16 protein-coding genes, 1 rRNA gene and 2 riboswitches are annotated in these 25,518 nt (G+C 44.1%); of the genes, 16 read left to right on the top strand and 1 reads right to left on the bottom strand.

Annotated elements, in window-relative coordinates; all coding sequences use genetic code 11:
* Window positions 1–8: 8 nt before the first annotated feature.
* Entirely contained in the window at window positions 9–464 is a 456-nt protein-coding gene (locus AC2EXB_RS04785; RefSeq protein WP_397443513.1) for a HEAT repeat domain-containing protein, read from the top strand.
* A 50-nt stretch (window positions 465–514) separates the two neighbouring features.
* Here the strand turns inward: AC2EXB_RS04785 and AC2EXB_RS04790 are convergent, their stop codons facing one another.
* The gene (locus AC2EXB_RS04790) at window positions 515–1,438 is read right to left on the bottom strand and encodes a PhzF family phenazine biosynthesis protein (RefSeq protein ID WP_483603956.1); all 924 of its coding nucleotides are present in this window, start codon (window positions 1,436–1,438) and stop codon (window positions 515–517) included.
* Between the two features lie 180 nt (window positions 1,439–1,618).
* Between AC2EXB_RS04790 and AC2EXB_RS04795 the strand changes: the two genes are divergently transcribed.
* The 15 genes from AC2EXB_RS04795 to AC2EXB_RS04865 all read left to right on the top strand — a co-directional run bounded on the left by AC2EXB_RS04795 (window position 1,619) and on the right by AC2EXB_RS04865 (window position 25,376).
* Entirely contained in the window at window positions 1,619–2,581 is a 963-nt protein-coding gene (locus AC2EXB_RS04795) for an aldo/keto reductase (RefSeq protein WP_483603957.1), read from the top strand.
* A gap of 28 nt (window positions 2,582–2,609) precedes the next feature.
* On the top strand, window positions 2,610–4,229 hold the full coding sequence (locus AC2EXB_RS04800) for a glycoside hydrolase family 13 protein (protein ID WP_483603958.1): 1,620 nt from the start codon (window positions 2,610–2,612) through the stop codon (window positions 4,227–4,229).
* A 264-nt stretch (window positions 4,230–4,493) separates the two neighbouring features.
* Complete coding sequence (locus AC2EXB_RS04805) at window positions 4,494–5,756, top strand: S8 family peptidase (RefSeq protein WP_483603959.1); 1,263 nt, start codon at window positions 4,494–4,496, stop codon at window positions 5,754–5,756.
* Between the two features lie 91 nt (window positions 5,757–5,847).
* Complete coding sequence (locus AC2EXB_RS04810; protein ID WP_483603960.1) at window positions 5,848–7,083, top strand: helix-turn-helix domain-containing protein; 1,236 nt, start codon at window positions 5,848–5,850, stop codon at window positions 7,081–7,083.
* The gene (locus tag AC2EXB_RS04815) at window positions 7,083–7,241 is read left to right on the top strand and encodes a hypothetical protein (RefSeq protein WP_483603961.1); all 159 of its coding nucleotides are present in this window, start codon (window positions 7,083–7,085) and stop codon (window positions 7,239–7,241) included. The genes AC2EXB_RS04810 and AC2EXB_RS04815 overlap by 1 nt, the downstream gene beginning before the upstream one ends.
* A 165-nt stretch (window positions 7,242–7,406) precedes the next feature.
* Complete coding sequence (locus tag AC2EXB_RS04820; protein WP_483603962.1) at window positions 7,407–10,553, top strand: EAL domain-containing protein; 3,147 nt, start codon at window positions 7,407–7,409, stop codon at window positions 10,551–10,553.
* Window positions 10,554–10,705: 152 nt separating this feature from the next.
* Window positions 10,706–12,433: a dihydroxy-acid dehydratase gene (ilvD, locus tag AC2EXB_RS04825; RefSeq protein WP_483603963.1), complete on the top strand. Its 1,728-nt coding sequence runs from the start codon at window positions 10,706–10,708 to the stop codon at window positions 12,431–12,433.
* Window positions 12,434–12,874: 441 nt separating this feature from the next.
* Window positions 12,875–14,344, top strand: a complete 1,470-nt coding sequence (locus AC2EXB_RS04830) for a nicotinate phosphoribosyltransferase (RefSeq protein ID WP_483603964.1) — start codon at window positions 12,875–12,877, stop codon at window positions 14,342–14,344.
* A gap of 12 nt (window positions 14,345–14,356) precedes the next feature.
* Window positions 14,357–15,184: an ammonia-dependent NAD(+) synthetase gene (gene nadE / locus AC2EXB_RS04835; protein ID WP_235198559.1), complete on the top strand. Its 828-nt coding sequence runs from the start codon at window positions 14,357–14,359 to the stop codon at window positions 15,182–15,184.
* Window positions 15,185–15,344: 160 nt separating this feature from the next.
* A complete protein-coding gene (locus AC2EXB_RS04840) occupies window positions 15,345–16,295 on the top strand; it encodes an AAA family ATPase (protein ID WP_483603965.1) in 951 nt (316 codons plus the stop codon).
* Window positions 16,292–17,506 carry a DUF58 domain-containing protein gene (locus tag AC2EXB_RS04845; RefSeq protein WP_483603966.1) on the top strand — a complete coding sequence of 405 codons (1,215 nt, stop codon included), beginning with the start codon at window positions 16,292–16,294 and terminating at the stop codon, window positions 17,504–17,506. Before AC2EXB_RS04840 ends, AC2EXB_RS04845 begins: the two co-directional genes overlap by 4 nt.
* The gene (locus tag AC2EXB_RS04850) at window positions 17,503–19,695 is read left to right on the top strand and encodes a DUF4129 domain-containing transglutaminase family protein (RefSeq protein ID WP_483603967.1); all 2,193 of its coding nucleotides are present in this window, start codon (window positions 17,503–17,505) and stop codon (window positions 19,693–19,695) included. Before AC2EXB_RS04845 ends, AC2EXB_RS04850 begins: the two co-directional genes overlap by 4 nt.
* Window positions 19,696–19,727: 32 nt before the next feature.
* Window positions 19,728–19,829: riboswitch (purine riboswitch) on the top strand.
* A 127-nt stretch (window positions 19,830–19,956) separates the two neighbouring features.
* On the top strand, window positions 19,957–21,495 hold the full coding sequence (guaA, locus tag AC2EXB_RS04855) for a glutamine-hydrolyzing GMP synthase (protein ID WP_483604719.1): 1,539 nt from the start codon (window positions 19,957–19,959) through the stop codon (window positions 21,493–21,495).
* Window positions 21,496–21,610: 115 nt separating this feature from the next.
* A riboswitch (purine riboswitch) is annotated at window positions 21,611–21,712 on the top strand.
* A 110-nt stretch (window positions 21,713–21,822) separates the two neighbouring features.
* A complete protein-coding gene (locus AC2EXB_RS04860; RefSeq protein WP_235198563.1) occupies window positions 21,823–23,157 on the top strand; it encodes an NCS2 family permease in 1,335 nt (444 codons plus the stop codon).
* A gap of 669 nt (window positions 23,158–23,826) precedes the next feature.
* Window positions 23,827–25,376 (top strand): 16S ribosomal RNA (locus tag AC2EXB_RS04865).
* Window positions 25,377–25,518 lie beyond the last annotated feature (142 nt).

Genomic DNA, 25,518 nt, shown 5'->3' on the forward strand with positions numbered 1-25,518 from the left:
AAAGGAGAATGAATTTTTTGAGTCAAGAAAAAAACACGAATAACTTGCCGCCAAATTACGACGAATTGAAGAAAGCTGCGAACCGGACAGCAAATTGGAAAGAACGGTTAGCTGCGGTTGAAGAACTGGGAAAATGGAAAAACAACCAGACAATTGATATTTTAACTCACCGGATGAACCATGATCCCGTTTATAAAGTGCAGCAGGCTGCGTACAATCAACTTGTGGATTTGGGTGAAGATGTAGAAATGCCTGAACAAAAGCAAACTGATTTGATCAAAGACACGAGCAAAGTATTGGTTCGCATCAAGAAAAGTTTGCCGAAAGACCATAGCTATGAAGACTTCAAAGTGAAGTTGCAGAAAATGCGCGTCGACATCTACGATACGTATAAAGGCGAAAAAGGCGAAGAGTTTGACCAGTGGTTGGAAAGCCAATGGAAATCCATGCCGACAAGAAGATAGAACAAAAAAGCGATGCCCGCATAGAAATGCGGGCATCGCTTTTTTTGCATTCAAGTGGGCAATTGCAATTGTCCGGTTCCGACATTTGCTACATTTCCACTGATTTTAATGGAAGAAATGGCCCCTTTGGATTTGTCGACAATGATATCGATAAAGCTGGGGCGTTCCATTTCAAAACCTTGTTCACTGCGGATATAGTAGAACTGGTTTTTGGATGGAGCAATAACTCCATTTTCCACAAGGTAAACACCGAGCGGCCCGGAAGCTGCACCTGTCGCTGGGTCTTCCGGAATTCCCATGGCGGGTGCGAACATCCGGCTATGGACAGTGGATGATTTTTGGACGGTTTCAAAAGTGAAGACAAATATATGCTGGGTATGCGGATTTGTACTGAAATGCTTTTCCCAAATATCCGAACGGAATTTGATTTTCTTCATTGCCGCCAAGGTACGGACGGGAACGTATAAAAAAGGGACGCCGGAAGAAACGGATTGAAGCGGCAAGCGCTGGTCAAAATCCTTTACTGACAGGGACAGCAAATCGGCAACAAGGCCCGGTTTACTATAGACGCTGCCGAAAGCAGGCAACGGCTGGGTCATTTCGACTTTCTCGATTTGTCCGTCTTTTTCATATACGCTGATTGGAATTTCACCGACATGCTCTTCGAACACCCAATCGTTTTTGCCAGCTGTCACTGGGATTTTCTTTGCAGCTGCCAGAACATAAGCAGCGCCAATTGTGGGATGTCCAGCCATCGGCAACTCGACTTTCGGTGTGAAAATACGCAAGCTTTTTTGGTTGTTGGAATCCGCAGGGGGCTGGATGAAGACCGTTTCTGACAAATTAAGTTCACGTGCGATTTTTTGCATGGTTTCCGATGGCAAAGGCCGTTCGTCATGAAAAACAGCCAATTGGTTGCCGCCGAAAGCAGTAGAAGTGAATACGTCGACTAAGGAATAATTTAAGTTGGTCATAGCGTCCCTCCATTAGTTGTCTTCTGTCATTCGATTTATGTATTCAGTATATATAATTTATCTTCAGATTGTTAATTAATTGTTCGAGTTTTCTGGAAATAAAGGAATTTAGAGGGAACGGAGCGAATTAAGCTGGGGAGAAGATCTTATCAAGCTTAAAAATTTTTGGAGGAGGCGCATATGAAGTATCGGAATCTCGGAAAAACAGGTTTGCGCGTATCGAATTTAAGCCTTGGCACTATGGCTTTTGGAAGATGGATAGATGAAAAGGCTTCTGCTGAAATTTTAGCCCAATCTTTTGATGCAGGCATCAATTTAATTGATACCGCTAATTTTTATGGTAAAGGACAAGATGAATCCTTCAAGTATGGAACAGGTGAGGCGGAAGAAATCATTGGCAAGCATTTAAAAGGCAAGCGGGACAAAGTGGTGCTGGCGACTAAAGTCGGGCTTCCGATGGGGCAGTATGTCAATGACGCAGGGTTGTCAAAATTCCATATCATGCGGGAAGTGGAAGGGTCTCTGGAACGGCTTCAAACGGATTACATCGATTTGTATCAAGTCCACCGTTTCGATAAACGCACTCCTTTGGAAGAAACCTTGTCGGCTTTGACGGATTTGGTGAGGCAAGGGAAAGTACGTTATATCGGCTGTTCAAATTTTGCAGCATGGCAGATGGCGAAAGCAAATGGCCTCAGTGCGTTCTATAATTTAGAGCATTTTGTCAGCTCACAATCCCAATACAATCTCTTATCCAGGGAACTCGAAAATGAAGTTATTCCTTTTTGCCAATCTGAAAAAATGGGATTGTTGGTGTACAGTCCGATGGCCCGGGGGATGTTATCCGGAAAATATGCATCGAAAGAAAGCGTGCCGGAAGACAGCCGGGCAGCTAAAGGAGAGGAATTGATCCAGCCCTATTTTACAGAAGAGAATTTCAAGCGGATCGATCACTATAAAGATATTGCAAAAGAACAGGAAGTGAGTTTGTCGCAGCTTTCGCTTGCTTGGCTATTGAATCAGCCTGCTGTCACTTCCGCCATATTGGGTGCGAGTAAACCGGAACATGTGTTAGAAGCTGTCCGGGTAAGTGATTGGAAATGGCCGGAAGAGTTAAAAGACCAACTGTCGCTAGTTCCGTAATGACTCCTCAGCATTGGAGGCTAAATTGATGAAGCAAAAATGGTGGAAAGAAGCAGTCGTCTATCAAGTTTATCCAAGAAGCTTCAAAGACTCGAATGGAGACGGCGTCGGTGATTTGAATGGCATGATTGAGAAGCTGGATTATTTGCAAGAACTCGGAATTGATGTGATCTGGATTTGTCCAATGTATAAATCTCCGAACATCGACAATGGATACGACATCAGCGATTATCATGAAATCATGGAAGAGATGGGCACGATGGAGGATTTCGATCGCTTGCTTGAAAACATACACGAACGGGGCATGAAGATGGTGTTGGATCTGGTCCTTAACCATACAAGCGATGAGCATCCATGGTTTATTGAATCACGCTCATCAAAAGACAATCCTAAGAGGGATTGGTATGTTTGGCGAGATGAACCGACCAACTGGGAAAGTATTTTTAGCGGTCCCGCTTGGACATTTGATGAAAAAACCCGCCAATACTATCTTCATCTATACGCAGAAAAACAGCCGGATCTGGAATGGGAAAACCCCGAAGTCCGGAAAGAACTGTACCGGATGGTTAACTGGTGGCTAGAAAAAGGAATTGACGGTTTTCGCTTGGATGCTATTAGCCATATCAAAAAAGACTACTCCGATATGCCGAATCCTGATCATGCCCCGTATGTGCCGGCTTGGGAGAAAATGACCGACGTCGAGGGAATCCAAGATTTCTTAGCTGAATTATACAAGGAAACCTTCTCCAACTACGACATCATGACAGTCGGTGAAGCCAATGGAGTAACTGTTGAAGAAATCGATGAATGGATCAGTGAAGAAAACGGCAAAATGGATATGGTCTTTCAGTTTGAGACTTGGTATTTAAGGAAACCGAATGAAGATTGCGGTGTGAATTTGACCTCACTCAAACAAATTTTAACGAATTGGCAGAAAGGAGCCGAAGGCATTGGATGGAATGCCCTCTACGTAGAAAATCATGATCGGTCGCGCATCGTTTCGACATGGGGAGACGACCGGAACTATTGGCGTGAAAGCGCAACTTCCATTGCCTGCATGTATTTTCTGATGCAAGGCACGCCTTTTATCTATCAAGGGCAAGAACTCGGTATGACCAATGCGCCGTTTGATGGAATCGATCTATATGACGATGTGAAAACATTGAATTTTTATCGCTACAAGCGGGCAGAAGGAATGCCGCCTGAAGAAATCATGAAAACCATTAAAATGAGCAGCCGGGATCATGCCCGTACTCCGATGCAATGGACTAGTGGACGCTATAGCGGGTTTTCAACAAATGAGCCATGGATTCAAGTCAATCCGAATTATCGATGGCTGAATGCAGAAGCCCAACAGAAAGATCCGCTGTCTGTGTATCATTTTTATAAGAAGATGATTTCACTGAGAAAAAAGTCAGCCGTTTTGATTTATGGAATCTATAATTTATTTGAAACCGGCAACCCTTGTATCTATGCTTACACACGTGAAAACGAAGACGAAAAAATGTTGATCCTGGCCAACTTAAAAGGCCAGTCTTGCCGCTGGAAAGTGCCGGAAGGAGCAGAATTACTTCTTGGGAATTACAGCATTGAAGACCAGGAAAAAGTCCATCCATTTGAAGCGAGAGTCTATCGCTTAGCCGAATGAAACCATGCTTTTGTGCATGGTTTTTTTTTGAACAAATAATTACATGAAAAAGAAGAATATATAAAGTGAAATATTTCCAAAGAATATAAAGACCTAATACTAATGGCGTGTATTCCTAATTTTATACAGATACGCCTGATTTTTTTCCCAATTACGCTTTCTTAAGAGTTCTGTTAACTTTAAGTTGTGGCAGGAAAGCAGCCTAAGCGGGACGCCGTAAAAGCTCAAATGCCCAACAAATTGAATGGTAAAGGGGATTGGACGATGAAGAAATCAGGTAAGTTATTGACGAGTATCATGTTATCAGCAACATTGCTTGTACCCGCAATGGGCGTAAGCGCGAACGGAGATGCAGTGGAGCAAAAAGGCAATGATACATTCCGTGTCTTAATTGATTCGCAAAACAACAAGGACCTTCAAAATGCAAAATCGAAATACGGCGTTAAGTGGGATTTTGCAAGTGAAGGATTCACCGTCGACATGAACCAAAAACAATATGAAGCGCTTCAAAAGAACAAAAACATAGAAATTGAAAAGGTGCCGGAATTTACGATTGAGAAAAGCTCTTCTAAACCAGAAGCGGTTTATCAAGCAATGGCTGCTTCGCAATCAACGCCTTGGGGCATCAAAGCGATTTATAATGACAGTTCTCTGACCCGCACTTCAGGCGGTTCGGGCATTAATGTAGCGGTCTTGGATACGGGAGTCAATGTCAGCCATCCGGATTTGAAAAATAACATTGAACAGTGCAAAGACTTTACAACAAGCACAAGCTTTGTAAATGGTTCGTGTACGGACCGCCAAGGGCATGGCACGCACGTAGCCGGCTCTGCGCTTGCTGACGGCGGTAATGGCTCAGGTGTTTACGGCGTTGCACCGGATGCGGATCTTTGGGCGTATAAAGTATTAGGCGATAACGGTTCCGGCTCAGCGGATGATATCGCAGCAGCTATCCGACACGCAGCTGACCAGGCAACTTCATTGAAAACGAAAGTGGTCATCAACATGTCTCTTGGTTCTTCAGGAGAAAGCAGCCTAATTACCAATGCAGTCAACTACGCATACAGTAAAGGTGTATTGATTATCGCAGCAGCTGGCAACGAAGGCCCGTACCAAGGGTCAATCGGCTACCCAGGTGCATTGCCAAATGCAGTAGCAGTAGCAGCGTTAGAAAATGTCATCCAAAACGGCACGTACCGTGTAGCTGATTTTTCTTCTAGAGGCTACAGCTCGACTGATGGCGACTACGTCATCCAAAAAGGCGATGTTGAAGTATCAGCTCCGGGAGCTTCGATTTATTCGACTTGGTATAACGGCGGCTACTCAACAATTTCTGGAACGTCAATGGCTTCACCGCATGTAGCAGGACTAGCAGCAAAAATTTGGGCAAGCAATCCTTCTGCAAGCAATGCTACAATCCGTAAAGATCTTCAGAACCGTGCAAGAAATTATGACATCCTTTCTGGTTCAGGTGCTGGCTACGGAGACGACTATGCATCCGGCTTCGGATTTGCACGCGTTCGCTAAAGGCTAAAAAGAATAACAAGGGGTTCCAGTTTATGCTGGAGCCCCTTTTTTGTGTTACTATTTTATTATTCTGACAAAAAAGGGTGGAATTATGAACATTGGATCTGTCATCAAATATTACCGGACAAAATATCAATTAACACAAGCCCAATTGGCTGATGGCATTTGCTCAATTTCGCATTTAAGCAAAATAGAATCAAATACATACGTCCCTCATGAATCGACGATTGAAGCGCTGATGGCAAAGATGGGCGTTCAATGGGAAAAAGAAATGCACCGGCATAAGCGCTTGGAGCGCCAAATTGGGGAATTCATCGATTGTTCCTTATTTTATGATCTGGAGCATATGCGGAAACAGTATAAACAGCTTGAAAAGGAGAATGATTACATTCAGTCTTCTGAACTCGTGAACCAATACGAATTGTATAAATTTCGTTTTTATATTTATGAAAATGACCATGTACAAGCTGAACAGCAAAAAGAATTGATTGACCGCATGAAAGGGTCCTTTACTGCGCCTGAAAAATGGCTGCATCAATTTTTCCTTTCTATCTATTACACCATGCTCAATAAAACAGAGAAAGCGCTCGGGTTTCTTGAACAGCTGGAACAGGGGATTCAGAGCATTCCGCAGAAATTTGAAGGCGAGTACTATTACCAGAAAGCGCGTCTTCTAATTTTGTTCGACCGGTTTGAACTGTCGGCATATTATGCGGAAATGGCCGTCCAGTATTATCAGCTCCACCACAACTATATTCGGCTACTGCATGCACAGCTCTTGCTGGCTATCAATTACACACGCAGAAATTTGCTCGTTCAGGCGAGCGGATTGTATGAAGTGCTAAAACGCAATGCCCATTTAATGGGGCAAAAAGATCTTTATTACCAAACCCTCTATAATTTGGCCGAGTTATTCAAGCAGAAAAAGGATTATGATCAAGCATTTGAATTGCTGGCAGAATTGAAAGTGAGTTTGCCGGATGATTCTTATATTTATAAAGCTGTGTTGATCAGCATGATTGAGGCGACCGTAGAGATGAATCAAAAAGACGAAAGCCTTTTAAGGGAGTTAAAGTTGCTTACGCGTGAAACAGCAGATGAATACTTCCTTATTTACGAAAACTATTTCGAGAAGCGAATGTTTTCCCAACCAGACCTTATGGCCTATTGTGAAGAAAAAATGTTCCCATTTTTCAGAAAAAATGGTTATATAAAAGAAGGTAAAAAAGTAGCAACTGGATTGAAGATTTTCTACGAGCAAAAGAAAGATTGGGAAAAAGCCAATTTCTACCGCTCCTATGAAGAACGAAAGGCTGGTGAAGTTTAATGAAGTTTACAAAAAAACTTATAACGGCAATTGCAGTTGCGGGATTTATCGGTGCCTTAGCCGTATCGCCTGCATTTGGAGAAGCTCTCCCGGCAGCTCCACAAGCCGATGTACAAGTTAATCCGCTTTCGGCGCCGCATATCTTGCCGCCGCTTTAATCAAAATAAAATAAGGCTTCCGCTAAATATGGCGGGAGCCTTATTTTATTTTGATTATTTGAAATGCCTATTGGCCTATTTTAAGGGGTACATCCATAATATATAAGAATTTTAAGGTATAATTATCAAGAATGTTAAGTAACTTGTAGGAGCTGGAGAGTATTAATGACATCGTTTAGTCCGTTTTTGATTATATTATCTGTATTTATAGCAATTTTTTCTTCCTATATTTCGCTTGTTTTAATTGGGAAACTGGCCGATGTTGCGAAAGAAAAGCGCCAAATTTTTGTTTCCGCTGCCAGTGTATTTATGGGCCTCGGCATCTTCACCATGCATTTAATCGGGATGTCGGCTTTCCATTTCTACGGAGAAGCGGGCATCTCTTACCATGCGCTGTTATTATTGGCGTCATTAGCAATATCCATTTTGGCGTCGTTCATCGCTTTTCAAGTTTTGTATAACGGCAAGACTACAAAAGTTAATATGATTTTCAGTGGCTTAATGTTAGGGATTGGCATCATTTTAGGCCATTACATCGCAATGGCTGCCGTACAAGGTGACGAAACCAGCCGGTTGAATTTGGGATTTTTCGTCTTATCCGTTGCCGTCGTCTTTCTTTTTTCAACAGCGGCGATTAAAATTTTCATGAATTTCAAGCGGCTGAATAAATCGCTCAGCCGAAAAGTGATGAGCGCGGTTTTACTTGGCTTGGCTATTTCCTTCATGCATTACACAGCGATGAATGCCAATATCGTTGATGTGCATTTTTCTGCAGCGGGGCCTTTCTGGATTTCAGAAATGGCGATAATGAACTCGATTTTTGCTCTATCCGCTGCGCTGGTTGTACTGGCGATGCTGTTTGCGTATGCCGATTACCGGAAGATCGTGGTAGAGAACCGTTTGATCGAGGAAAATAAGGAAAGCGAAAACCGGTTCCGGAAACTGGTTGAATTGTCTCCAGAACCTATTGTTGTGCATAGCCAAGGGAAATTGATTTTTGTGAATGAAGCTTGCTTGAAGATGGTCGGTGTGGAAAACAAAGAGCTTGTTTTAGGGAAGTCGATTTTAGATTTTGTACCGGCTTCTTTTCAGCCGATTGTCAAAGAACGGATCCATCATATGATGCAGGGAGGCAATGCTGCACCCATCGAGCAGCAATTCATCAAGCCTGATGGCTCGTTGATCGATGTCGAAGTGACAGGTGCCCAAATGAAATTCGAAGGTAAGCCGGCCATCCAATTGATTCTCCGGGATATTACGTTGGAAAAGAAAATTCGTCTGGAGCTTGAAGCAAGTGAACAGCGCTACCAATCGTTGTTTGCTTATAATCCCGACGGCGTTTTTTCAATGGATCCCGATGGCAGGATGTTGAATGTCAACAACGCCATAATGGATCTTATCGGTTATACAAAAGAAGAATTTATCGGCACTACTTTTCATCCGATTGTAGCTCCGCCTTATTTAGAGAAAACCAAAATGCATTTTGAACAAGCTTTGCTGGGGATACCGCAGAATTATGAATTGCAATGCATCCGGAAAAATAGGAAATGGATAAATCTCCACATTACAAATTTACCTATTAAAATTGACGGCGAAATTATTGGCGTCTACGGCATTGCCAAAAATATCACGAAAGAAAAAGAAGCGCTGCGATTGATGGAGGAGAACGAAGAGAAATACCGCTCTCTATTTGAAAATAATTTAGATGCAGTTTTTGAAATCGCTCTCGACGGTTCGTTTAAAAATGTCAACAAGCGAGGGGAAGAGCTGACCGGTTTTACCCAGAAAGAATTACGGGATATGCCTTTCACCGAGTTGATCGTCGAAAAGACTGCACGTGTAAAAGAAGTTTTTGAATTAGCCAAACAAGGCAAAGCCCTTCAAGCTGAACAAAAATTGATAGATAAAGAAAAAAATGAACTGCAAGTGGATTTAAATGTTGTGCCGATCCGTAAACAAGGACAGGTGGACGGAATGTTTTCAATTACCCGAAACGTTTCCGAAAAAAAGCAGCTTGAAATGAGAATGAATGACTTGGCTTTTACCGATCAATTAACCGGTTTGCCGAATCGACATTGGTTTTATGAAAATCTGTCGGCCATCGCTGCAAGAGCCAGACAGTACGATCGTTCTCTGGCGGTTATGCTGATCGACTTTGATGACTTTAAAGGCGTGAATGACCTTTTGGGACACCAGGGGGGCGATCTTTTCCTGAAAAAAGTGTCTAAGCGGATTAAATCCTGCTTGCGTCCGACTGACCGCTTATCGCGCCACGGCGGGGATGAGTTTATCATCGCTTTTGAAAATGTGACAGAAGCCTACATGATCCGCTTGGCGAAGAAAATCTTTCAAGTCATGGAACAGCCGGTAGAATTGTTAGATCATGAAATGATCGTGACGATCAGTGTTGGCATCAGCATGCAGGACAAATGCATGAACAATGAAGAAACCCTAATCCGTGAAGCGGATTTTGCGTTGTATTCAGCAAAAGAAAAAGGCAAGAACAATTATCAGTTTTTCACGGAAGATCTAAACCAAAAGGTCAGCCGGAAATTCGAGGTGGAAAATGCGCTGCGAAAAGCCATTGAAAAAAATGAATTCCAGCTTTATTATCAGCCGCAAGTCGATTTGCGGACGGAGAAGATGGTGGGGCTTGAGGCCTTGCTGCGCTGGAATCCATCCATTGGTACGGTGTCTCCTGCTGAGTTCATCCCCATTGCGGAAGAAACAGGGCTGATCCTGCCGATTGGGGAGTGGGTTTTAGAAGAGGCCTGCCGTCAAATCTGCGAATGGGAAAAGAGCGGAAAACCAAAAGTGAAAGTGTCTGTGAATGTCTCTGCCCGCCAATTCCGGGACTCTCAATTTAATCGGAAAGTGGAAGCGATTTTAACAGCCTACCAAATCGATCCAGCGTATTTGGAAATTGAAATCACCGAAAGTGTCATGATGAATATCGAAGAATCATCCAAAGTTATTAGAGGGCTGCGGGGATTGGGCATAAAAATCGCAATTGATGATTTTGGCGCCGGCTATTCTTCTTTGACAGTCATCAAAAATATTGAAATCGATACTTTAAAGATCGATAAATCATTGATTGATGATATGCTTGTCAATCCAAGAAACCTTTCAATTCTTAAAGCTATTATTGAGGTAGGAAAAGGGCTCGATACGCTTGTGGTTGTGGAAGGAATCGAAAAAGAAGATCAAGTGGAGTTACTGAGGAACTTTGATGTAATCGGGCAAGGCTACTACTATAGCCGTCCGTGCCCGCCGCTCGCATTAGAAAATCTGTGGGAAAACGTGGCCCACTAGAAAAAGCTCCAGCATTTACTGGGGCTTTTTTTTACTGACGAAAGTTTGAATATTCTATGACAAAATATTCATTTAACTGAATAAAAATTTTTAATTCATTGAATTGTTTAAAAATTGATCTATAATGAGTAAAAAGAAAGGATAGATGTTCAATGAAAAAAGATTTACGCATCAAGAGTAAAGTATTCAGCGAGGGCGCTATGAAAGCGCCAAACCGGGCCATGCTCCGTTCTGTCGGAGTGACCGATGAAGATTTCCAAAAACCGATGATCGGGATTGCAAGTACGTGGAGTGAAGTGACTCCGTGCAATATACATATTCATGATTTAGCAGTGAGTGCGAAAAAAGGGGCGAGAGAAGCAGGCGGTGTTCCGTTTATCTTCAATACCATCACAGTTTCAGATGGCATTTCCATGGGAACAGACGGGATGCGCTATTCATTGCCAAGCCGCGACGTTATCGCGGATTCGATTGAAACAGTGGTTGGAGCAGAAAACTTGGATGGCCTAGTGGCAATCGGAGGATGCGATAAAAACATTCCCGGCTGCTTGATTGCCATTGCCAACTCTGAAGTGCCGGCCGTATTTGTTTACGGAGGCACCATTGCACCGGGCAAACATAACGGTGGAGACATTGATATCGTATCTGTATTCGAAGGCGTCGGCCAGCATAATAATGGTGACATTTCGGATGATACTTTGCGCGGCATTGAATGTGCGGCGTGTCCAGGCGCTGGTTCATGCGGCGGCATGTATACGGCCAACACGATGGCATCGGCTGCGGAAGCAATGGGGATGAGCTTGCCAGGAAGCTCTTCGAATCCAGCTGAAAATGATTTGAAAGCAGCAGACTGTGAAGCGGCAGGAAAAGCCGTCTACAATTTGCTGGAACTTGGCATTTATCCGAAAGACATCATGACAAAAGAAGCATTTGAAAATGCGATTACCGTTGTTATGGCCCTTGGGGGATCGACTAATGCCATTCTTCATTTATTGGCGATTGCCCACGCGATTGAAGTGGATCTGACCATCGATGACTTCAACCGATTGCAGAAGCAAGTGCCGCATATTGCAGATTTGAAGCCGAGCGGACGATTTGTCATGGAAGATCTGCATAAAGTCGGCGGGGTCCAAGCGGTTATGAAACTATTGCTGGAAAAAGGTTATTTGCACGGAGATTGTATGACAGTGACTGGAAAGACCTTGGCAGAAAACTTAGCTGAAGCTCCGGGCTTGATCGAGGGGCAGGAAGTCATTGTACCGTTTGAGAAGCCGAAGCGTGCTGACGGTCCATTGGTCGTATTAAAAGGAAATCTTTCCCCAAGAGGCGCAGTTGCTAAACTGTCTGGCGTTAAAGTGAAAGTGCATACCGGCCCTGCTCGCGTTTTTGATACAGAAAAAGAAGCGACGGCTGCCGTAATGGCAAACGAAATCAATGAAGGAGATGTACTCGTTATCCGTTATGTAGGGCCAAAAGGCGGTCCGGGGATGCCGGAAATGTTATCAATATCCGCTATTCTTGTCGGAAAAGGCATGGATGAATCGGTTGCTTTATTGACGGACGGACGCTTTTCTGGAGGAACGCACGGATTGGTCGTTGGGCATATTGCGCCAGAAGCCCAAGTGGGTGGACCGATTGCGTTGTTGAAAGAAGGGGATATCGTGACAGTCGACTCCATCAAGCAGGAGATTACCATGGCTGTGTCAGACGAAGAGCTGGAAGCGCGCCGCAAAGCATGGGTAGCACCGCCGCTCTATAAAAAAGGCGTTCTTGGAAAATATGCGCACAATGTTTCGTGTTCTTCACGAGGCGCAGTGACGGATTATTTAAACCGCCAGGAAGATTCGTATGTACTGGAGTCAGCCGGCAAAAACAAGTAAATGCAAGCATTGGAAAAGGGATGTCCTCGTTAGAGGACATCCCTTTGATTTTTTAAGGTAACATTAACTAATATTTGATTTCAATTTTTCAACCCGATAAACGGGGAATCATTTCCATTGAAAGGATTAACTTTCTGTGCCGCGGTCATTGTTCCACTGGTGGCTTTCTAACTTAAGCAACGTAAACCCTACCTTCTTTTACGTCCTTGCGATCCTTAAATCGCGCCAGTGTGAATAAGTATTATCAAAAACATTACTGTAGAATGCCAGATTATCAAAATTTTTCAGTTACCTCGCTGTTAACTGATTAAGTGTCTCATAGGCTATGGCTAATGTCAATTAAATCGATTATTTGTGTTTTTCTTATTTGAAATGAGTCTATTAGGGTATAATTATAGAAATTAACTTGAAACTAATGACTTGCGGAAGAAGGAGATTCAAATGGAAAGAAAATATTCAGATGACAGTTTAACGCTACATACAGATTTATACCAAATCAATATGTCCGAAGCTTATTGGGCAGATGGCATGCATGAACGGAAAGCGGTATTTGAATTGTTTTTCCGGAAGCTGCCTTTCGGCAATGGCTACGCGATCTTTGCTGGGTTAGAGCGTATTCTTGATTATTTGAAAGAATTCCGTTTTACAGACAGCGACCTTGCCTATTTAAAAGAAGAGGTCGGCTATGGAGACGATTTCTTGGCTTATTTGAAGACAGTCCGGTTTACAGGAGACATCTATTCCGTAGTAGAAGGGGAATTGGTCTTCCAAAACGAACCGCTTCTTCGCATCGAAGCGCCTTTAGTTGAAGCTCAACTGATTGAAACAGCTCTGTTAAATATTGTAAACTATCAAACTTTGATTGCGACAAAAGCGAGCCGCATTAAGCAAATTGTCAAAGATGAGCGGGTCATGGAGTTTGGAACAAGACGTGCACAAGAGATGGATGCGGCTGTATGGGGAACGCGGGCTGCCTATATCGGCGGCCTTGAAGCCACGAGCAATGTCCGTGCAGGGAAAATGTTCGGCATTCCTGTAGCCGGTACACATGCGCACTCTCTTGTTCAAGCTTATAAAGATGAATACGAAGCCTTCCACTCTTACGCAAAACGGCATAAAGACTGTGTTTTCTTGGTCGACACATACGATACATTGAAATCGGGCCTTCCGACAGCTATCCGCGTAGCAAAAGAATTGGGCGATAAGATTAATTTCCAAGGCATCCGACTGGATAGTGGAGATATTGCTTTCTTGTCGAAAGAAGCCCGGAAGATGCTAGACGAAGCAGGTTTTACGGATACTCAAATTGTCGTGTCTAATGACCTGGATGAATATACGATCCTTAACTTAAAAGCGCAAGGTGCGCGGGTGGATGCATGGGGAATCGGGACCAAGCTGATTACGGCATACGACCAGCCGGCTCTTGGAGCTGTCTACAAATTGGTCGCGATTGAAAACGATCATGGTGAGATGGAAGACACCATTAAAATTTCCGGCAACGCCGAAAAAGTGACAACTCCAGGCCTCAAAAACGTTTATCGCATTATTGATAGGGAAAATGGTAAATCAGAAGGGGATTACATCACGATGCAGGATGAAAATCCGGCTGCTGAAGATCATTTGAAGATGTTCCATCCTGTCCATACGTATGTATCCAAATTTATCAGCAATTTTGATGCCATCAATATCCATCAACAAGTCATCAAAGACGGAGAACTTATTTACAAAAATCCTCCATTAGAAGAAATCCAGGCGTATGCAACACGCAATATGGATTTATTATGGGATGAATACAAGCGTTCGTTGAATCCGGAAGAATATCCGGTCGACCTCAGCCAGAAGTGTTGGGACAATAAAATACGCAATATCCAAGAAGTAAAAGACTCTATCCAACAAATGACCAGCAAATAAGGGGGATTTCAAATGTCGACATTACAGCAAACGATAATTGAAGAACTTAAAGTTCAGCCAAGCATTGATCCGAAAGAAGAAATTAGCCGGACCATTGCTTTTCTGAAAGAATACTTGGTGAAGCATCCATTTTTGAAGGGATATGTACTCGGCATTTCTGGAGGGCAAGACTCGACGTTAGCCGGCAAATTGGCCCAAATGGCTGTAGATGAATTGAACGCTGAAAGCGGAGAAGAAAAATATGGCTTTTATGCGGTCCGTCTTCCGTACGGCGAACAATTTGATGAACACGATGCAAAAGATGCGATCGATTTTATCAAACCGACAAAAGTATACACAGTGAATATTAAAGCGGCAGTAGATGCCAGTAGAAAAGCATTGGAGGATGCCGGCATCCTCCTGACGGATTTTGCTAAAGGCAATGAAAAAGCCCGCGAGCGAATGAAAGTGCAATTTTCAGTGGCAGCTATGCAAAATGCGGTTGTTCTTGGAACCGATCATGCAGCAGAAGCGATAACTGGGTTCTATACGAAGTTCGGGGACGGGGCGGCGGACGTGACGCCATTATTCCGTTTGAATAAGCGCCAAGGCCGTGCGTTATTAAAAGAGCTGGATGCTCCTGAGCATTTGTACACGAAAATTCCGACTGCGGATTTGGAAGAAGACAAACCGGCTATACCGGATGAAGTGGCTCTTGGCCTCACTTATGAGATGATTGATGATTATTTGGAAGGCAAAAAGATTCCGGAAGATGCGCGTGAAAAACTGGAAGGCTACTACCTTCGCACGCAACATAAGCGCCATTTGCCGATTACAGTATTCGACGATTTCTGGAAATAAACCGAAATGAACAGAGCCTGTTAAAAGGCTCTGTTTTTATTTGCGGAAAAAGACCTGAGTGAGAGGAAGCAGAGTTGAGAATTTCCTATAAATTCGTTATGCTTATGATAAGTTTTAGATAATTTTAAATTTTGTTTATTATACATTGGGGGCAATGAGCATGGATGCTAAAGATCGATTAAATGTAGTCATTGATAACATAGAAAAAGTAATAATCGGTAAACGGAATATTGCCGAACTCAGCATCGTTGCTATACTTTCACACGGACATGTCCTGTTAGAAGATGTCCCAGGAGTCGGAAAAACCATGTTGGTAAGAGCGCTTGCTAAATCAGTCGGCGCCGATTTTAAACGAATTCAATTTACACCGGACCTTCTGCCTTCAGATGTAATCGGTGTTTCCATTTATAATCCGAAAGATATGGAGTTCCATTTCCGGCCAGGGCCGATTATGGGCAATATTGTTCTTGCGGATGAGATTAACCGAACTTCTCCGAAGACACAATCCTCTTTGCTGGAAGCGATGGAAGAAGCTTCTGTCACAATTGATGGTGTTACGATGACAATTCCCAAACCCTTTTTCGTCATGGCGACTCAAAACCCGATTGAATACGAAGGAACCTATCCGTTGCCGGAAGCTCAGCTTGACCGCTTTTTGCTGAAAGTGAAAATGGGCTACCCAAGTTCGAAAGAAGAAGTGGAAGTGTTGAGCCGCTCGCAATTATCGGTGCCGATAGACGAACTTGAAGCCGTCATTTCATTGGAAGAATTATTGCAACTTCAAGAAGAAGCGAAAAAAATCAAAGTGGAAGATTCGATTAAAAGCTATATTGTGGATCTTTCGCGCCAGACCCGTATTGATCCTTATGTCTATTTAGGGGTAAGCCCGCGAGGTTCGATTGCGTTGATGAAAGCTTCCCAAGCTTATGCCATGCTGAAGGGGAGAAATTACGTGACTCCAGACGATGTGCAATATTTAGCGAAATCTGTTTTTGGCCATCGCATCATGCTCCGCTCTGAAGCACGGTACGACGGCATTACTGCCGAAGAAATTACCGACCGGATATTAGCGAAAACCAGAGTGCCTGTGCAAAGGCTTGTTGGCCAATGAAGCGCTTGCCGGGCTTCGTGAATTTATGGGGAAGATTGCTTTTCATTATTCTGATCCTGATTTTCACTTTTTCGTTTGCGATGTTCCAAGGCGGTTTTGTCAGCTGGTTCATTTTTTATATGACATTGCCGTTCTTATTGTATTCCTTATTGATGAGCTTTTATCCGATCCAGGATATCCAGCTTTCGAGAGAAATCCATACGGCTCAAATCAGGAAAGGCGGAAACTTCTCAGCGACGATCCATGTCCAAAGAAAATTCCGCTTTCCTTTACTCTATATGGTCATGTCTGAGAAGACCGATTCACCTTTATTGAAAGATCGGGCAGATGGAAGCTATCAGAAAATGCTTGTGCCTGGTTTTAGGAAATCGTATTCATGGTCGTATGAAATTTCAGATATGCCGCGTGGTGAACACGTATTGGAAGGCATTCAAGTCGAGATCGCCGATTTTTTTGGCTGGGTCAGGAAAACCCGGCTCCTGCCGTTGCAGCAGAAAGTGCTTGTGTATCCAAATACTGTGGAACTCGCTTACCGGCCAATGGAGGCTAAATACGATCACGGAAGCATGGCAGCTCCTTTTACGCTAGTGAAGGATACGACGATGGCGACCGGGATCAGGGATTATCATCCGGGGGACCGGGTCTCCTGGATTCATTGGAAATCTTTTGCCCGGACGCAGACGATGCGGACGAAAGAGTTTGAAGACCGCCAGTCGCAGGACCTGTTTTTAATGGATGACCGTGCGCCTTCAGATAAATTTGAAATCCAAGTAGAATTGATCGCTTCTATCATCAAATCAATTATTGGAGCCAATTCAAGTTTGGCTTACCTATCTATAGGAGAAACGAAAAACTATTTCCCGGTTATCCAAACCGAAGAGCAGCTGCAGCGGGTGATGTATCATTTGGCAAAAGTTCAGCCGGATCTTGAAATTCCTGTTGAGCAAGCGGTGAACCGGGAATTGCAGGAAATCCATGCATCCAGTCTGCTGTACGTAACAAGCCAGTTAACGATGGAAATGGTAAAAACAATTCAGCGCAATGTCAAACAGCTGAATACCTGCATGTTTTTGGTGGTGGCTGTAAAAGGCGAGAAGTTCACATCAGAAGATGAAATGACTTACCAATATGCGAGATCAAAAGGATTTCTCGTCAAACGGTTAAGTCCAGAAAACTTTACTTCCGTATTTACAGGAGGGAGCGAAAAATGAGCGCCATTCGTAAAAACACTTGGTTTATGGCTTGTTTATATGTGCTGGTCTTTTTTCTTCTTGCAGAATGGCTGACTCCAGTAATGACATTGACATCGACGGGACATAAAACGCTGTTTCTGGTGTTTATTGTATTAGGTCTGTTAATGGCATTGTTTAAAGTGCCGTGGATAATATCCGGGCCTGTTAAATTGCTTTATATTCTTTGGTTTATTGTCCATGTCTACACGGATTCGTTCTTCTTTTCGAAAGATGCAATGGTTTTTGTCTGGGTGGACCTGCAAGTGAATATGGAAGCCTTATTTTCACAGAACTGGGCACAGACTACCGATATCTTCCGGACGGTCCTGTTCTTTGCGCTGCTGTGGATGGCAGTTTACTTGATCCATTATTGGGTCAGCTTCCGCTTAAGCATTTTCCTGTTTTATTTTTTAACGGTCCTGTTCATCGCGATATTGGATACGTTCAGCCCGTATACAGGAAATACAGCCATTATCCGCATCATGGTCATCGGCTTGCTGCTTGCCGGTTTGCTGCATTTAGCGAGATGGACCGAACGGCATCATATTGAATTGAGCGGCGATAAGATTGCCGCTTCTGTCATTCCGTTATTTTTAGCGATTGCTGGAACGACAGCTGTTGCCTTGTACTTGCCGAAATCCGGTCCGGTTTGGCCGGATCCCGTTCCGTATATTACGTCATTTTCAAATCAGGCCGGCAGTGGGACTGGCGGTAATTCTGTTGGCCGGATCGGCTATGGAGTAGACGATTCCCAGTTAGGTGGATCATTCATCGCCGACAGCTCACCTGTATTTACAGCAGAGGTGGATGACGGCCAATATTGGAAAGTCGAATCCAAAGACATTTATACGTCGAAAGGATGGGAATTGACTGAAAATGTTGGAGAGGTCGCAGTTTATGAAAATGGGGAATTCATTAAAACGGATTTTATCCCAGGAGAAGCGGAAGAAGAGGATACGGCTTTAATTTCGATGGATCAAGACTTCCCTTTCGTTTTATATCCATATGGAACTGAATCGATTTTAATGGACGCTGCCCCAAATTATCAATACGATGCAGCAGATCAGCGGATCGAAACATTCCAGCAAGGCAATGTCTTTGAACCTCAAGTTTATGAAATCAGCTATAGCGAGCCCACCTTCAGTTTAACGGCGCTCCGGGCCACGGCACCAGAGAAACTGGCGGAATTGCCAGCTGCATTTGATCGCTTTTTGCAATTGCCGGATGAATTGCCGCAGCGAGTCCGGGATTTGGCTCTTGAAATCACTTCAACTTCAACGACTGTGTACGATAAAACCAGAGCAGTTGAGCGGTATTTTTCCAATGGAAGCTTTGAATACAGCCAACAGGATATCCCGGTCCCTGAAGATGGCCAGGACTATGTAGACCAATTCCTATTTGAGACACAGAGGGGTTATTGCGATAACTTTTCAACTTCCATGGTAGTGCTTTTACGCTCTCTTGATATTCCTGCAAGATGGGTAAAAGGATTTAACGAAGGTGAATTGCTGGAAACGGAAGGGACGCGAGACATCTATCAAATCACTAATAACAATGCCCATTCCTGGGTGGAAGCTTATATGCCGGGAGTAGGCTGGATGCTCTTTGAACCGACTATCGGATTTACAGGTTCTTCTGAAGTTGAATTCGATGTTGAGGTGGATGCTTCGGATCCAGTTGAACGCGAACAGCCTGAACGTCCAAATCCGATTGAAGAAGAGGATGACAGCACTGCAGGAGCAGGAGAAGAAGCTAATGGTCCGGACTTTTGGGATCGCGCTTCTGATATCTGGGATGAAAATAAGGCGAAAATTTTATGGGCTCTTGGCGGACTTCTAGTTTTAGCGGGTATCCTCTATAAGATTCGCCAAAAATGGCTCCCGAAAGTGTTGATCCCTTATTACCGCAATCGCGGTGAAAGCGCATCAACGTTTGAAAAAGCATATTTGCGTTTGTTGAAACAATTGGAATTATATGGAATTAAGAGAAGGGAAGGCCAGACCTTAAAATCCTATGCTTCCTATATCGATTCATTTTTCGGTACAAGTGATATGACGCGTTTAACGCGTGCTTATGAGCAAGCTGTTTACGGCGGAAATCCAGAATCCGTTGACTGGAACGAGCTAAAAGAAAGTTGGGAAAATTTAATCAATCGCACAAGCGGTTGATTTTGGGGGCGCTAGCTTGTACAATTGAGAAAATTATAATTTACAAGTGCCCTCATATATGTCCGGTGATATGGATCGGATGTCTCTACCAAGTCTCCGGAAATGACTTGACTATGAAGGTGGATGACGCATGCTTTCAGACATGTGCATTCGCCTTTTTGATGTAGAGCAAAAGAACGCGAGGAGTCCATTTTCGCGTTCTTTTGTCATTTTGAGGCTCTGAAAAGAATAGAAGAGGTGAAGAGTGTGCCAGCAAGTCCGATGTTGAAAGAGCAAAAGAAAATAGTGGTTTTGGATTTTGGAAGCCAGTACAACCAATTGATTACACGGCGTATTCGTGAAATTGGCGTTTACAGCGAGTTGCATCCGCATACAATTACAGCTGAAGAAATCAAAGAAATGAATGCTACAGGCATCATTTTCTCAGGTGGACCGAATTCAGTTTACGATAAGAATGCTTTTTCAATTGATGAAGCGATTTTTGAAATGGGTCTTCCGATTTTAGGAATTTGCTATGGTATGCAATTAATGGCATTGAAATTGGACGGAAAAGTCGAAAAAGCGCAAAACCGTGAATATGGCAAAGCCGAACTTAAATTGATCAAGGAAAGCAAAGTCTTCGAAGGTTTGCCGGAAGAGCAAATTGTATGGATGAGCCATGGCGACTTGGTAACTGCTGCGCCTCCAGGGTTTGAAGTTATCGGTACTAGTGCAAGCTGCCCAATCGCTTCGATGGCAGACGAATCACGTAAATTCTACGGCGTACAATTCCACCCGGAAGTTCGCCACTCTGTATATGGCAATGAATTGCTGCGTCAATTCGTCTTCGGTGTTTGCGGGATGGCAGCTGACTGGTCGATGGAAAACTACATCGAATTGGAAATCGAAAAAATCCGCGAAGAAGTAGGGGACAAAAAAGTTCTTTGTGCACTGAGCGGCGGCGTCGATTCATCTGTAGTAGCAGTTCTGATCCATAAAGCGATTGGCGATCAGTTGACTTGTATGTTTGTTGACCATGGTTTGCTGCGTAAAGGAGAGGCAGAAAGTGTCATGAAAACTTTCGCTGACGGCTTTAATATGAACGTCATCAAAATCGATGCGCGCGACCGTTTCATGAAAAAGCTCGAAGGCGTTACAGATCCTGAGAAAAAACGCAAAATCATTGGCAATGAATTCATCTATGTATTCGATGACGAAGCTTCAAAACTTGAAGGCATGGATTTCCTAGCTCAAGGCACACTCTATACCGATATTATCGAAAGCGGCACAACAACTGCCCAGACGATCAAATCCCATCACAACGTGGGTGGGCTGCCAGAAGATATGCAGTTTAAATTGATCGAACCATTGAACACATTGTTCAAAGACGAAGTCCGTGTTCTAGGGACGGAACTTGGCATGCCTGACGAAATCGTATGGCGCCAACCTTTCCCAGGACCTGGTCTTGGAATTCGGATCATGGGAGCAGTCACTGAAGAAAAGCTGGAAATCGTCCGTGAATCTGATTGGATTTTACGCGATGAAATCAGCAAGGCTGGCCTTGACCGCGACGTTTGGCAATACTTTACGGTGCTTCCGGATATCCGCAGCGTAGGCGTTATGGGTGATGCCCGTACGTATGATTACGCAATCGGCATCCGTGCGGTAACGTCAATTGACGGCATGACTTCAGACTGGGCACGCATCCCTTGGGATGTACTTGAGAAAATCAGTGTCCGCCTAGTCAACGAAGTTTCGCATATCAACCGCGTTCTCTATGACATTACCTCTAAGCCACCAGCAACTATTGAGTGGGAATAAAAACAAAAACCGGAGTGCCAGTAGGCATTTCGGTTTTTTACGAACTATACTTATCTATTCTTATTAAATGTTCGTGTTTGGTATTGTTTTGAACGTTCAATCATGATATATTACAAAAGTAATTAAATAACGTTGTCGTATAATGTCGGGGATATGGCCCGAAAGTTTCTACCGAGTTACCGTAAATGACTCGACTACGATTTTGTCCTTTAACTGTAAGGGACCTTTTTAAGGAAGTTTTACGCTTAAAAAGATAAATCGAACACATACGGCAAGTTGCTGTATGTGTTTTTTTGCATTATCGCGGCGACAAGCGGAGGAAAAATGATGAAGAGTTATTTTCAATTTGATGAACTGGGGACAAATTACCGCAAAGAAATAATTGGCGGATTGACCACTTTCTTGGCAATGGCATATATTTTGGTGGTCAACCCATTAACGCTCACATTAAGTTCGGTACCTGATCTTCCTGAAGAAATGTATATGGATTATGGGTCTGTATTTATGGCGACGGCACTTGCTGCAGCAGTTGGCTGCTTTATGATGGGAATTTTAGCACGTTACCCAATCGCTCTAGCACCGGGTATGGGCTTAAATGCATTTTTTGCCTATACAGTTATTCTGACTTATGGAATTCCGTGGCAAACAGCTTTAACCGGTGTTTTATTTTCTGGACTCATCTTTATTGTTCTATCCCTTTCTGGTTTGCGTGAAATGATTATCAATGCAATACCTGCTGAATTGAAATATGCAGTGGGCGCAGGAATCGGGCTTTACATTACATTTATCGGGTTTCAAAATGCCGGAATTATTGTCGGCAATCCGGATACTTTGGTCGGATTAGGCGATTTAACACAGCCTTCAACTTTGTTGGCCATCTTCGGTCTAGTAATCACAGTCATCTTCATGGTACGCGGCATTAACGGCGGAATATTTTTCGGAATGTTAATTGCAGCTGTAATCGGGATGATTTTCAGCATCGTGGAATTGCCAAGTGCGATTATTGGAGAAATTCCAAGTATGGCGCCGACGTTCGGAGTCGCATTGGAACCGATTTTCAATGATCCAGGTTCATTGATGACAGTTCAATTCCTGGTAATTGTTCTTACTTTCTTGTTTGTTGACTTTTTCGATACAGCCGGAACGCTAGTGGCAGTTGCCAACCAAGCAGGATTAATGAAAGATAATAAATTGCCTCGTGCAGGTAAAGCTTTAATGGCAGATGCGGTAGCGACAGTAAGCGGCGCTATTTTTGGAACTTCCACGACCACTTCATATATCGAATCGACTTCCGGTGTTGCTGCAGGAGGCCGTTCAGGATTTTCTGCTGTAGTGACAGGGGTGTTGTTTTTAATTTCGATTTTATTCTATCCCCTCTTAGAAGTTATTACGAGTGCTGTAACGGCTCCTGCTTTAATTATCGTAGGGGTTTTAATGGTTTCAGCTTTAGGTAAAATCGATTGGACAAGATTTGAAATTGCGGTGCCGGCATTTTTGACGATGATTTCCATGCCTCTCGGCTATAGCATTGCCACAGGAATTGCAATTGGATTTATCTTCTACCCGATCACAATGATTTTTGCAGGAAAAGCCAAACAGATCCATCCGATTATGTATGGGTTGTTCGTTATCTTTATTCTTTACTTCATTTTCCTGGCTTAAACTCAACCCGCCGAATTCAATCGGCGGGTTTTTATTATTATAGAAGGAAGTTGTTCAAGAGAAGTAGAAAAGCAGAATTAGTTATTACTATAGAAGAGATTCATTTCAATAGGAGCCGGGTCAACTACAATTGAACGTCTCTTCGCACTGAAGATTTATAAGATGAAGGCGGAAATGGAAGTGAAGTTACATAAAGAGAATAAAGCGCAGGAAGATAAGCATAAGGATACGTTAAAAGATTCTATGTAAAGGGGAATATCCCATTCATTTTTGTAACATTTTTGTAATTTTTATTTATAGAATTTTCTGTTATAATAAGAAAAGTAATCGATTTATTATTTTTTTGTCGGTTACCCAAAGTTTGTTGACAAAAACAATCAGCCTTGGTATATTAATAAGCGTCCTCAAAACAACTTGATTGAAATGGAATTATACATTTTATAAAACTGTTGACTTCGAAATTGAATTGAGCTATACTATTAAAGTTGCTGAGAAAAAAGTAGTGACAACATGAACCTTGAAAACTGAACAGCAAAACGTCAACAATATCGGCAACGGACCTCCGGGTCCCGCGCCACAACTTACTGATCAGGCTTTGCCAGATCAAAGCGAATCGCGCGTCTTTTCGGAGACGGCGATGCGCCAGCATTGAGCAATCAATACTACTCTATAATGGAGAGTTTGATCCTGGCTCAGGACGAACGCTGGCGGCGTGCCTAATACATGCAAGTCGAGCGGAACACTTGGAGCTTGCTCCAAGCGTTTAGCGGCGGACGGGTGAGTAACACGTGGGCAACCTGCCCTGCAGATCGGGATAACTCCGGGAAACCGGTGCTAATACCGAATAGTTTGAAGCCTCACCTGAGGCTTCACGGAAAGACGGTTTCGGCTGTCACTGCAGGATGGGCCCGCGGCGCATTAGCTAGTTGGTGGGGTAACGGCCCACCAAGGCCACGATGCGTAGCCGACCTGAGAGGGTGACCGGCCACACTGGGACTGAGACACGGCCCAGACTCCTACGGGAGGCAGCAGTAGGGAATCTTCCGCAATGGACGCAAGTCTGACGGAGCAACGCCGCGTGAGTGACGAAGGTTTTCGGATCGTAAAACTCTGTTGTGAGGGAAGAACACGTACCAACTAACTATTGGTACCTTGACGGTACCTCACCAGAAAGCCACGGCTAACTACGTGCCAGCAGCCGCGGTAATACGTAGGTGGCAAGCGTTGTCCGGAATTATTGGGCGTAAAGCGCGCGCAGGCGGTTCCTTAAGTCTGATGTGAAAGCCCACGGCTCAACCGTGGAGGGTCATTGGAAACTGGGGAACTTGAGTGCAGAAGAGGAAAGTGGAATTCCACGTGTAGCGGTGAAATGCGTAGAGATGTGGAGGAACACCAGTGGCGAAGGCGACTTTCTGGTCTGTAACTGACGCTGAGGCGCGAAAGCGTGGGGAGCAAACAGGATTAGATACCCTGGTAGTCCACGCCGTAAACGATGAGTGCTAAGTGTTAGGGGGTTTCCGCCCCTTAGTGCTGCAGCTAACGCATTAAGCACTCCGCCTGGGGAGTACGGCCGCAAGGCTGAAACTCAAAGGAATTGACGGGGGCCCGCACAAGCGGTGGAGCATGTGGTTTAATTCGAAGCAACGCGAAGAACCTTACCAGGTCTTGACATCCCGCTGCCCGCCTTGGAGACAAGGCTTTCCCTTCGGGGACAGCGGTGACAGGTGGTGCATGGTTGTCGTCAGCTCGTGTCGTGAGATGTTGGGTTAAGTCCCGCAACGAGCGCAACCCTTGATCTTAGTTGCCAGCATTCAGTTGGGCACTCTAAGGTGACTGCCGGTGACAAACCGGAGGAAGGTGGGGATGACGTCAAATCATCATGCCCCTTATGACCTGGGCTACACACGTGCTACAATGGACGGTACAAAGGGCAGCCAACCCGCGAGGGGGAGCCAATCCCAGAAAACCGTTCTCAGTTCGGATTGCAGGCTGCAACTCGCCTGCATGAAGCCGGAATCGCTAGTAATCGTGGATCAGCATGCCACGGTGAATACGTTCCCGGGCCTTGTACACACCGCCCGTCACACCACGAGAGTTTGTAACACCCGAAGTCGGTGGGGTAACCCTAGTGGAGCCAGCCGCCGAAGGTGGGACAGATGATTGGGGTGAAGTCGTAACAAGGTAGCCGTATCGGAAGGTGCGGCTGGATCACCTCCTTTCTAAGGATTTATTCGGAAACAAGATCTCCGGATCTTGTGTTGACGTTTTGCGTTCAGTTTTGAAGGTTCACCCTTCAGGCGTGAGCCTGTTTTGTGACTTCAAACTTGTTCTTTGAAAACTGGATAAAACGACATTGAAACA

The sequence above is a fragment of the Planococcus alkaliphilus genome (genome assembly GCF_057031095.1).

What these genes read in the sequence shown, in the direction of transcription:
- AC2EXB_RS04785 (WP_397443513.1), top strand. Translation starts at nt 9, where the DNA reads ATGAATTTTTTGAGTCAAGAAAAAAACACGAATAACTTGCCGCCAAAT.
- AC2EXB_RS04790 (WP_483603956.1), bottom strand. Translation starts at nt 1,438, where the DNA reads ATGACCAACTTAAATTATTCCTTAGTCGACGTATTCACTTCTACTGCT.
- AC2EXB_RS04795 (WP_483603957.1), top strand. Translation starts at nt 1,619, where the DNA reads ATGAAGTATCGGAATCTCGGAAAAACAGGTTTGCGCGTATCGAATTTA.
- AC2EXB_RS04800 (WP_483603958.1), top strand. Translation starts at nt 2,610, where the DNA reads ATGAAGCAAAAATGGTGGAAAGAAGCAGTCGTCTATCAAGTTTATCCA.
- AC2EXB_RS04805 (WP_483603959.1), top strand. Translation starts at nt 4,494, where the DNA reads ATGAAGAAATCAGGTAAGTTATTGACGAGTATCATGTTATCAGCAACA.
- AC2EXB_RS04810 (WP_483603960.1), top strand. Translation starts at nt 5,848, where the DNA reads ATGAACATTGGATCTGTCATCAAATATTACCGGACAAAATATCAATTA.
- AC2EXB_RS04815 (WP_483603961.1), top strand. Translation starts at nt 7,083, where the DNA reads ATGAAGTTTACAAAAAAACTTATAACGGCAATTGCAGTTGCGGGATTT.
- AC2EXB_RS04820 (WP_483603962.1), top strand. Translation starts at nt 7,407, where the DNA reads ATGACATCGTTTAGTCCGTTTTTGATTATATTATCTGTATTTATAGCA.
- ilvD (WP_483603963.1), top strand. Translation starts at nt 10,706, where the DNA reads ATGAAAAAAGATTTACGCATCAAGAGTAAAGTATTCAGCGAGGGCGCT.
- AC2EXB_RS04830 (WP_483603964.1), top strand. Translation starts at nt 12,875, where the DNA reads ATGGAAAGAAAATATTCAGATGACAGTTTAACGCTACATACAGATTTA.
- nadE (WP_235198559.1), top strand. Translation starts at nt 14,357, where the DNA reads ATGTCGACATTACAGCAAACGATAATTGAAGAACTTAAAGTTCAGCCA.
- AC2EXB_RS04840 (WP_483603965.1), top strand. Translation starts at nt 15,345, where the DNA reads ATGGATGCTAAAGATCGATTAAATGTAGTCATTGATAACATAGAAAAA.
- AC2EXB_RS04845 (WP_483603966.1), top strand. Translation starts at nt 16,292, where the DNA reads ATGAAGCGCTTGCCGGGCTTCGTGAATTTATGGGGAAGATTGCTTTTC.
- AC2EXB_RS04850 (WP_483603967.1), top strand. Translation starts at nt 17,503, where the DNA reads ATGAGCGCCATTCGTAAAAACACTTGGTTTATGGCTTGTTTATATGTG.
- guaA (WP_483604719.1), top strand. Translation starts at nt 19,957, where the DNA reads ATGTTGAAAGAGCAAAAGAAAATAGTGGTTTTGGATTTTGGAAGCCAG.
- AC2EXB_RS04860 (WP_235198563.1), top strand. Translation starts at nt 21,823, where the DNA reads ATGAAGAGTTATTTTCAATTTGATGAACTGGGGACAAATTACCGCAAA.